Source organism: Luteolibacter pohnpeiensis, assembly GCF_016595435.1.
Taxonomy (GTDB): domain Bacteria; phylum Verrucomicrobiota; class Verrucomicrobiia; order Verrucomicrobiales; family Akkermansiaceae; genus Luteolibacter; species Luteolibacter pohnpeiensis.
Genome location: NZ_JAENIJ010000038.1, coordinates 22,429 through 31,522, shown reverse-complemented (window position 1 = coordinate 31,522; position 9,094 = coordinate 22,429). Strand labels below are relative to the sequence as shown.

The 9,094-nt window shown below is 54.9% G+C and carries 10 protein-coding genes; 1 reads left to right on the top strand and 9 read right to left on the bottom strand.

What is annotated here, in order from left to right; translation table 11 throughout:
- A partial coding sequence (locus JIN85_RS17425) for a hypothetical protein (protein WP_200273203.1) occupies positions 1 to 1,035 on the top strand: 1,035 nt, incomplete at its 5' end.
- A gap of 10 nt (positions 1,036 to 1,045) precedes the next feature.
- Here JIN85_RS17425 and JIN85_RS17420 read toward each other — a convergent pair.
- From JIN85_RS17420 to JIN85_RS17380, 9 genes are all read right to left on the bottom strand, one after another.
- The gene (locus JIN85_RS17420) at positions 1,046 to 1,846 is read right to left on the bottom strand and encodes a metallophosphoesterase family protein (protein ID WP_200273201.1); all 801 of its coding nucleotides are present in this window, start codon (positions 1,844 to 1,846) and stop codon (positions 1,046 to 1,048) included.
- The gene (gene rlmB / locus JIN85_RS17415; protein ID WP_200273199.1) at positions 1,843 to 2,436 is read right to left on the bottom strand and encodes a 23S rRNA (guanosine(2251)-2'-O)-methyltransferase RlmB; all 594 of its coding nucleotides are present in this window, start codon (positions 2,434 to 2,436) and stop codon (positions 1,843 to 1,845) included. The genes JIN85_RS17420 and rlmB overlap by 4 nt, the downstream gene beginning before the upstream one ends.
- Positions 2,437 to 2,779: 343 nt before the next feature.
- On the bottom strand, positions 2,780 to 3,931 hold the full coding sequence (metX, locus tag JIN85_RS17410; protein WP_200273197.1) for a homoserine O-acetyltransferase MetX: 1,152 nt from the start codon (positions 3,929 to 3,931) through the stop codon (positions 2,780 to 2,782).
- A 62-nt stretch (positions 3,932 to 3,993) separates the two neighbouring features.
- The gene (locus JIN85_RS17405) at positions 3,994 to 4,590 is read right to left on the bottom strand and encodes a hypothetical protein (protein WP_200273195.1); all 597 of its coding nucleotides are present in this window, start codon (positions 4,588 to 4,590) and stop codon (positions 3,994 to 3,996) included.
- Positions 4,591 to 4,602: 12 nt separating this feature from the next.
- A complete protein-coding gene (locus tag JIN85_RS17400; protein ID WP_200273193.1) occupies positions 4,603 to 5,922 on the bottom strand; it encodes a porin in 1,320 nt (439 codons plus the stop codon).
- The gene (locus JIN85_RS17395; RefSeq protein WP_200273191.1) at positions 5,922 to 7,376 is read right to left on the bottom strand and encodes a tetratricopeptide repeat protein; all 1,455 of its coding nucleotides are present in this window, start codon (positions 7,374 to 7,376) and stop codon (positions 5,922 to 5,924) included. The genes JIN85_RS17400 and JIN85_RS17395 overlap by 1 nt, the downstream gene beginning before the upstream one ends.
- A 5-nt stretch (positions 7,377 to 7,381) precedes the next feature.
- Positions 7,382 to 7,990 carry an energy transducer TonB gene (locus JIN85_RS17390; RefSeq protein WP_200273188.1) on the bottom strand — a complete coding sequence of 203 codons (609 nt, stop codon included), beginning with the start codon at positions 7,988 to 7,990 and terminating at the stop codon, positions 7,382 to 7,384.
- Positions 7,991 to 8,055: 65 nt separating this feature from the next.
- Entirely contained in the window at positions 8,056 to 8,463 is a 408-nt protein-coding gene (locus JIN85_RS17385) for an ExbD/TolR family protein (RefSeq protein WP_200273186.1), read from the bottom strand.
- 15 nt (positions 8,464 to 8,478) lie between these two features.
- Positions 8,479 to 9,087, bottom strand: coding sequence for a MotA/TolQ/ExbB proton channel family protein (locus JIN85_RS17380; RefSeq protein WP_200273184.1), 609 nt, complete (start codon positions 9,085 to 9,087; stop codon positions 8,479 to 8,481).
- Positions 9,088 to 9,094: the final 7 nt, after the last annotated feature.

Sequence of the window (9,094 nt, the reverse complement as noted above, 5' to 3'; positions counted from 1 at the left end):
TGGCGCCAAGCCGGGACATTCGGATTCCACGGTGGCTCCCGCTCCGGCGGATACAGCATCCCCTCCCTGGTCGGCGGCGATGTGCAATTCAACCCTTCAATTGGTGCTGCCGATGAAACTGGCGACCGCCTTTACGACGACGGCTATGTCAATACAGACACCGGAACTGCCACGGATGGTCTGACCTCAAACTGGGGTTACAACGATTCGAGCCAGGTCAGCGGCGACAGCCTCTACCTCCACGCCACCGGGATCGAAAGTGTGAGAAGTGATTCTCTCACCCAGAGCTTTGCCCCGCACTCGCGCCGTAATGAGCGGGGACTTGCACCGTTTCTTCAGTTCGAGGCCGTCAATCAGAAAGACTTCTATGGATTTCAGCCGGGAATTTCTGCGTCCCTGTCCTGGATGCCGATTCGACTGAACCAGCATTGGAGTGACCTCACACTTGTACAAACAAGACAGGACAGCCAGATCACTTGGACCGATCGCTATGATTTGGACGGAACCGGCGCCTATATCCCTGACGCCCCCTACGCAGGAAGTTCGGGGAGCCCTGGTTTCATGATTGGCAATATTCCTGATTCCAGAGAGTCCACAACCATTGACCTTGGGTCTGAAGAAGCCCTGATTCGGAATCAGGTCAGCACCCGATTCAGTGCCGATCAAACCACGTTTTCATTTGGCCCCACTTTAGGATGCCGGATCACAGACACGGTCCAGCTTCGTGCCGGGATGGGAGTTTCCGTTCATTGGCTTCACTGGCGTGCTTTGCAAAAAGAAACGTTGACCGCCACGCAATCTTCCGGAACGAGCGAACTGGCTCGTTGGAAAGATTCCTCATCCGGCGATCGCATTTTGGGTGGGGTCTATTTGCAACTAGGTGCCGAATGGACGCCGAAAGGGCAACCTTGGTCGATCCAAGGGCTTTTCCGTGGCGACCTCGGCCAATCGTTCTCTGAAGATATCGGCCCCAGCAAGGTGAGTTACGATGTGGATGGTTTCACAACCGCCCTGATGCTCCGCTATCAGCTCTAATTCTCCTATCTCAAACCCGCCAGACATCGAGGATGGTGCCTTTTCGGTAGGCGCCCTTGGGTTCGGCGATGACGCCGCGTGATAGCAGACCATCTTTCCACTCGACCCAGTGGGCGCGGCTCGGCGGGAGAAATGAGCCGGTATTGATCACGATGCGATGACCGACTCTCCAGCAACCTTGCCAATGAAAGTGCCCGATGATGAGAATTTCCGCTTCGGGGAAGTATCGGTCACAGAATTTTCCACCTTCGACTCCCTGGCTTAGCCAGGCCATGACCATTTCGAGCCCGCGTTGGGGCGGAACCACCGCATCCCACGCCCGTTGAAACAAGTGCCTGCCGCCCGGGTGTTTCACCGAAGGCAATTTACTGGCAATCTCACGGGCAACTTTGATCCGGATTTCCGGATTTTCCCAGGCTCCCGGGTATTTCGCCCAAGCTTGCTCCACCGCGCCGCCGCCGGTCAGCACTTCCCGTTTCCAGGGCGAGCCGCCGTAAAGGATCGCATCGCCGTGGGTGACGATGATCTTGCCGCCCGCCAGTTCCACCCAGCCTTTTCCTTCCCAGCCAGGGTCGTGATTCCCGGAAAGAAAGATCGGTTCACAGCCAAGATCGGCACATAACTCCTTCAATTCCTGAAGCATGGCGGCGGATTCCTTTTCGAGCGAGGTCGCCAACTCTTGCCAAGTGTCGCCATTGAAAATGACGGTGCCAGCTCCTTCCAGCAACGGCCGCAATGCCGCGACGTCGGTGATTCGCGACACGCGATGAGCCAGATGAAGATCGGAAATCATCAGGATCGGCTCCTTCATGGCGCGATCCGACGCTGGCGCACCGCCTCGAACAGACAAATCCCGGTCGCTACCGATACATTGAGGCACTCAACTTTTCCGGCCATCGGGATGGATGCCAGAAAATCGCAGTTTTCCTCGGTCAAACGGCGCATTCCCTTTTCCTCAGCGCCGAGAACGAGTCCGAGCGGGCCTTTTAAATCCAGATCGTAGATCGACTTTTCCGCGCGATCCGATGTGCCGACGAGCCAGAGTCCCGCCGCCTGCAGCTTTTCCATCGTCCGGGCGAGATTAGTCACCTGAGCAAACGGCACATGATCTGCCGCTCCCACAGAAATCCGGCGCACGGTTTCCGTGATGCCGACCGCTTTGTCCTTGGGGGCGACCACGGCGTGAATGCCCGCACCATCGGCCGTGCGGAGGATCGCCCCGAGATTGTGCGGGTCCTGCACACAGTCGAGAATCAGCACGAACGGGACAGCCTGCTCGGCGACGATGCGCATGAGATCATCCTCATCCAGCGATGGAGTGGTGGTTTCCTGCTCCATCGGTTTCACATGGCGATTTTCCCGTGCCTGTTTGTTGAAATTCCCGTGGATGCGCGGCTTCATGGCGTGAATTTGCGATGATGAAAGGCCCGGAGTCGAGCGCAGGTCACGAATTTCCCGCAATTTCCCCGCAGCACCAGGAGCGCGTTCAACGCCTGCGCTTTTTTGCGAAAAGACGAATGAGCAAAGCCCCTATGATCAGAACTGCACCAAAGGCGATGGGAACAAGAGCGTCCATGATTTGAAATCTTAACCAGCTGCATTTTAAAGCGTTGTTAATCGCAACGCTTGTGCAGCCAAAGTTTAAAAACAGGATAGCCACCGGCGGATACGCTTCAAACTAAAACGCACCATCGTTGGAAATCAGCTGAAATGCGATCCGCACTCCTGCGAATTCCCAATCCAATCAGCGGCTCAGCAGCCAGGAAACGTGCGGCGTGTAAAGGTCTGGCTCCAGCAGGAACGAATCATGGCCTTTTTCCGAATGCACGGTGATGTGCATGACGTCGACTTTTGCCTCTTCCAGGTGCTTGACCAATTCCGCCTGTTCTTCCGGGTAGAAGCAGAAATCGGAATCGATGGAAAAGACAAGCCAGCGTTGGCCGTTTTCCCGTGACCGGGCGAACAGCTCCGCGGCGTTCTCCGCATCGCCTTCGGATGCGCCATCGTAGCGCGACCACATATCGATGATCCGCAGGTAGGTATTGGCATCAAAACGGCCGACGAATTTCTTCCCCTGATGCAGCATGTAGCTCTGAACCTGATCTCTCACCCGATACCAGGCGAGAACGTCACCGGATTGCACCACGTCCCGGCGCGCACGGCGTTCGATCGAATCGAGATGAACAAAGGTTTTCTGGGAAATCATCCGCGCCAGGGCGAGACCGTAGAGCGGAGGCTCTCCTCCGTAGTAATCGCCGACTTTGAAGTGCGGGTCATTCTCGATCGCCAGGATTTGCTCGAACAGAATCAGCCGGTTCAGCACCGTGGTTTTGAACCCGGATGCCATAGAAATGACATTTTTGACCCGAGTCGGGAAACGGGTTGCAAACGTGAGAGCCAATAAGCCCCCGACCGAAGGGCCAACGACCGCGTTCAGGACATCGATACCCAGTTCATCCAACAAACGGGCCATCAGATCCGCCTGATCGGCCGCTGAGATCGCAGGGAATGCAGAGCCCCAGGGCTTTCCAGTGTCAGGGTTGATCGATGCGGGGCTGGTGCTGCCGTAGCATCCACCAAGGTAGTTTGCGCAGATGACACAGAACTGATTGGTATCAATGGCTTTACCAGGACCAATCATCTCTTCCCACCAGCCGTGATGAAGCTCAGGTTGCCATAAATCGCCGGTGCCTTCGATCGATGGATTGTAACCCACCGCATGGTGAGAACCGGATAGCGCGTGGAAAAGCAGGATGCCGTTTGAGCAATCTTCATTAAGTTCGCCCCAGACCTCGTAGGCGAGTGTGACGCCGGGTAAAACGCCGCCTTCCCGCAACATCACCGGCTCATCGGCGCTACCGGTGGTGAAGAAGCGGGTCTGGATGTTGGCTGACATGCGCGCAGGCTAAGCGGCTGCGAACCAATAACGCAAGTGCAGTGGCAAACAGTCTCCGTCGATCAATCGTGGACGCTCTGAAGGATCAGGTTGAGGTTATGCCTCAAGCCTGCGGATAGATCAGCCTTGTAAGCACCGTGGGTGAAAATTCTGCTGATCAGGTCCTTACGGTCCTTTTTCCGCTCACCCAGTGCTTTTTCCATTTCACCATCGAAGGCGACGAACACCTCATTGATCAGTTCATCGGTCGCGTGAAATGGTCGTGGAGGTTCTGCGCTTTCTTCAGCCGCTGAAACCTGTGGTGCATCCGGGCGCCGTATCAATCCGGTATCAATCGATTTCCCAGAAATGGTTCCTTTCACTTGGGCACTCTCCAGAACACCGGCTGAGCTAAAGGTCAAACCAAGGTGGCAAACCGCAGCGGCACTGCCTTTGGAAATCAGGTCCACTTGCGCGCTCAGAAACATGCCCCCTGAGGGCGTGCGTGTGAGCGTGGGCTGATGTGTCTGATAATGGGTATCCGAGAACGAATAATGGGCGGTTTGATGGTTGTCCCAACCATTTAGGCTGGCGCCAAGCGACTTCATATCAAATGTCACCGCACCACTTGGCAGCAGGCACAAACAAGAGACGATCAAAGAAATCCAGCACGCTTTCATGGGTCATTTCCGTTAGAAGGACAATCTCGCACCGGTATGCCAAATCCAGGCATCGGCATTGAATCCACCGCCGGTCTCATCTTTCAAAATGTCATATTCCAATCCACTCATCAACAGCATGCGGTCCTGATAGAGATGAAGGTTCGCTCCAAGATAAAAGGAATGGAATTCATCGCCGACGTAGAACGGTGAGTCATCAAAGGCCGGATCGCTTGATGTGCCCATCGTGGTAACCAACGCACCCGGATCGTTACTATCCGCATAATGGTAACGAGCTACGATTTTCACCGTACCTGGAATCGCCCAATAGCTCGGGGTAAGCGAAATACCCCACACGTCCGAATTTCCTTTGGCATACATAAAATCGGCCGCGAAACTGTAGCGATCCTGTTCCAACGTCACCCCTGTCGAAAACAAATGACGGAACGATGGATTCTCGTTCACGAGCTGATTGCCATTCGCCGAACGACGGCCTTTGACGTTATATCTGGTGATGGAGTCCGAGGTATTTCCATCCATGTTGTTGATGTAATCCACATGCCAAACTCCACGAAGTTTCGTTTCATCGGACGACTCGATGAACGTGCGGCGTGCGTTCAAGGAGATGAATCCATTCCCCTGAATCCCGGGGATGTTCGGATCACGATCGCCGGAAAACCAACCCGCACCATACTCCCAATCTTTCCACTTCTGATTGTATCGGATCCCCAATGTTTGTGATGGGGCGATCATATTGGTGAGCATCGAACGATCCGGAGTTAGCAGGAACTCATCCTCCGTGCTGTATTCCGTGGTGAAGGTCGGACGAAATTTTCCGTAGGTGAGAGATGCGTTCTCATTCAGCTCGGTCCGCGCGCTAAGGCGCTCGATTCCTGAGTAATCGGAATCACCGGCGAATTCCGCATTCGCTTCGATGTCGGTATTGCCAAACGCCCGGATGCGAGCTCCCAGGCGAGCACGACGTGTGCGAGTGCCGTCCGCATCGACTGAGTTTTTAGGGGTGGAACCGGATCGATCCACGTTCACCTCTCCAAATGCCGCCTGGAAATCGAAGAAGCCGGTGATCGCGAGTTGTTGAATGTATGGATTGGCATCATCCTGAAACAACACCGACTTGGCCCAAAGTGAATCCATCGGACTCGGCGACCAGGCAGGTGGAGTGTAGCTTGGCTCCGGGGCAGAAACCGCCGAGCCTTCCGGGGCTGCAGGCAGATTGATATCCTCCGCCTTCTTTTTACCCTCTAACACATCGAGCGCTTCATTCGCATGCGCCAATGATCCAACGGATAAAACCAGAATCGGTAAGACGAGTGGGTATTTGGTAAGTTTCATCAGCTTTCTTCCTTTTGTTTGGCACGGTCTGTCTGACGGTCCGAGGCGCGCCGCACCCGGCTGACATATTGGTCGAGGCTATCGCTTTTCTTCAAATCGAGCGCCGCTTGAAGATAGGGCAACGCATCAGGATAACGGCGCTCCCTCACCAGCATTTGGCCGAGACCGAGATTCGCTTCGTAAGCAACCGCGGACGAGCGAATGGCAAGTTGGTAGTGCGTCCGAGCTTCCTGAACCAGTTTGCCGTGTTTTTCTTCATCCGCTTCGTCACGCGATTGGAGATCATCGTTGCGGGCAATTTCTAACAACACCTCACCATTGGTCGGGTCCAATTCCATCAATTGATTCAGCAAACCATTCAGCCGGGTTTGCTCGCCTTTGGCGCGGGCGATCTTCACTCCAACCAACAACATTTCACGCTGGTCCTCGTCGCTGAGGCTGTCACCACCTTTTGCTTTAGCCTTCGCCAGCAAGGCATCGGCTTTGTCCGGGAACCCGTAGTCACTCAAAATTTTTGATGACTTGAGGGCATTGGCGACATTCAAGGTTGGCGCTTTATCGATCGCCGCCAGATAAGCATAAAGGGCGAGCTGGGGTTCGCTCTGATCCAAATAGAGATTCCCCAGCAAGTTCAGATTGCTCTCATCAGCGAGCCCCTTGTGTCGCAGGATTTCGAGATTCACGGCAGCCTCCTCTTTGCGATCCATGGCTAGATACGCGTTGGTCTGCTGGAGCCAGAGTTGCTTATCGTTGGGATTTTCCTCAATCAAGGTTCCAATCAGATCTGCGGATTCCGCGAACTTGTCTTGCGCCATCAATGCCTGGGCCAGACCCAATTTCCAATCGCGTGAATTCGGATCTAACAAATACGCCTGACGGTAGGCATTTTCCGCAGCCAGCGCGTTTTTCTTCAACAAATGGCAATACCCAAGCAGACCGTATACGCGGCTCGAATTCTCACCGAGTTCGATCGATTTCTGCAGCATGGGCAATGCCTCATCGGTCTGGTTCTTTGAAATGTAGAGGAATCCCAAATTGGTGTAAGCGCGGCGGAATCGCGGGAAGCGACGAATCGCCTCAAGGAACGCCCGACGGGCTTCATCGGTCCGGTCTGCCTGAAAGTAGAGGTTTCCCAACACAAAGATCATCGCCGGGCTGATCTCGCCAGGCTGCTTGTCTTTTTCCGTAGGAGCCTCGGTTTCCTTGATGAAACGGACGATTTCGTCCTCAGCCTCTTTGAAGCGTGAGGCCTCGAACATTTCACGGACTTTGATCAGCAGTGCCTGCTCGTCCGAGCTGACCTTGGGCTCGACGTCGGATAGAAATCCATAACTCCCGACGAACTCCTTCACGAAGGATGGATCACGAAAAAGATTCGACGGCGGGATGATGCGTGCCGACCCGACCGATGCGGTGGCGAGCAGCGAAAGCAGCAATGTGAGAGAGCGTGACATGGGGATTAGTTCTTTTTCACTTCAAAGTTGAACGGGACGATGCAGGTGGACTTCACCTTCTTGCCGCCCTTGGTGCCTGGCTTGAATTTCCATTTGTTGACCGCAGCGAGTGCGGCCTTATCGAGTTCCGATTGTCCGGACGACTGCTTGATAGAGGTGGAGGCGATGGTCCCTTCTTCACTGACCACACAAGTGATCAGGACCCGACCTCCGACGCCTTTGCTAAGCAACGATGCCGGGTAGACCGGTGGCATTTTGGTCACGGGGACCGGAGCGGAATCCAGATCTCCACCACCAAATGGATCATCCCCGCCTTTCATGGCGAAATCCGGGACTTCCATGACAAAGCCGCCACCGGTTCCCAATGTCAGATCGCCCAGATCGATGCCCAGATCGATCTCGCTGGGTTCTTCCGGCATTTCCTCCGGTTCCGGTTCATCTTCGGTCTCTGGTGGAGGCTCCTCGGTATCGAAGCTCTGCTCATCCGGCGGGTCCACGGTGAATTCCGGGGGCGGAGGCGATGTCGACTCGAACGCGTCACTCAGTTTTTGAGTCAGCGGGATCGCAATGAACACGCCGATGGTCGCCAGCAATCCGCCCAAGATGGCGAACATGCCGGAATATTTTCCCCGGGGTGGTCGGTAAACGTGACGAGACATCGTAGAGCCTGAAAAGCGGATTACTTGGTGGAGATGGAAATGTGATCCTTCATGGCACCGGCCAAAATCGCCTGACCGTGCACTTGTTGGACGACGCCGTGACTGGCGTCCTTATCACCCTGGATGATCACCGGCATGTCCGGCGTTTCGGCGAGTAGTGGTTTGATTTTTCCAACCACCCCCTGAACACCGATGCTTTCTCCGCCGTAGTAAACTTTATCTTCCGCGGTCACAGCGAGCAGGATCGAGTTCTTTTCAAGCGCACTCGCCCCACCGACGTCCGGTTTATTCACGGTGACTCCGGTTTCCTCGACAAAGACTGTCGAGACGATGAAGAAAATGAGGAGAATGAAGATACAGTCGATCATCGATGAGAGATCGACGTGGACTTCTTCGTCCGAGCTATCGTTGAGATTACGTCCGAACATGGAAACGGAGGTGAGTTAGTGGTCGCGGTGAAATCGTGTGGTGAGGATCAAGCTCTCAAGTCGGACCAGAGCCGCATCGATGCGGTTCCGTTTGGCCCGGATGATGAGCGCGATGAAAAGTCCCGGTAGCGCAATGGTCAGACCGGTTTGCGTTGTGATGAGTGCCTGCTGCATTCCGTCTGCGACCCGCTGCATGCCTGCAGGCCCTTTTCCTTGGGAAAGTCCCGCAAACATCGCGAGCATTCCCATGACAGTTCCTAACAACCCCGCCAGCGGCGCGGCTGCGATGAGGGTGTTCAGGACCAGCAATCGACGATCAATGGCAGATAAAACGGTGAGCCGGATTTCATCAAACCGGCGCGCTACCGTTTTCAAGGTAAGACGCGGTCCGTGCAGCACATAGCGGAGGGCTTCGCCGAGCCTGCCTTTTGCTTGATCCGGTTGCTCAATCCATGCCGCCCACTGTTCGACATCTTTTTCATTGAGATTGCCTTTATTGACATAGGCCAGAGCAGCGAAGGCAGTGGCATATAGCAAGCAGGCTACCGCGCCGAGCATGTACATGATTGCCCCACCAGACAGAAACAACTGCCAGCCATCCTGAAAGATGCGGGTAAAGTCCATGAAAGAA

Excerpts from the sequence above, each read along its gene's own strand:
- JIN85_RS17385 (WP_200273186.1), bottom strand. The coding sequence starts at position 8,463 with ATGTTCGGACGTAATCTCAACGATAGCTCGGACGAAGAAGTCCACGTC.
- JIN85_RS17400 (WP_200273193.1), bottom strand. The coding sequence starts at position 5,922 with ATGAAACTTACCAAATACCCACTCGTCTTACCGATTCTGGTTTTATCC.
- JIN85_RS17380 (WP_200273184.1), bottom strand. The coding sequence starts at position 9,087 with ATGGACTTTACCCGCATCTTTCAGGATGGCTGGCAGTTGTTTCTGTCT.
- metX (WP_200273197.1), bottom strand. The coding sequence starts at position 3,931 with ATGTCAGCCAACATCCAGACCCGCTTCTTCACCACCGGTAGCGCCGAT.
- JIN85_RS17390 (WP_200273188.1), bottom strand. The coding sequence starts at position 7,990 with ATGTTCGCCATCTTGGGCGGATTGCTGGCGACCATCGGCGTGTTCATT.
- rlmB (WP_200273199.1), bottom strand. The coding sequence starts at position 2,436 with ATGAAGCCGCGCATCCACGGGAATTTCAACAAACAGGCACGGGAAAAT.
- JIN85_RS17420 (WP_200273201.1), bottom strand. The coding sequence starts at position 1,846 with ATGAAGGAGCCGATCCTGATGATTTCCGATCTTCATCTGGCTCATCGC.
- JIN85_RS17405 (WP_200273195.1), bottom strand. The coding sequence starts at position 4,590 with ATGAAAGCGTGCTGGATTTCTTTGATCGTCTCTTGTTTGTGCCTGCTG.
- JIN85_RS17395 (WP_200273191.1), bottom strand. The coding sequence starts at position 7,376 with ATGTCACGCTCTCTCACATTGCTGCTTTCGCTGCTCGCCACCGCATCG.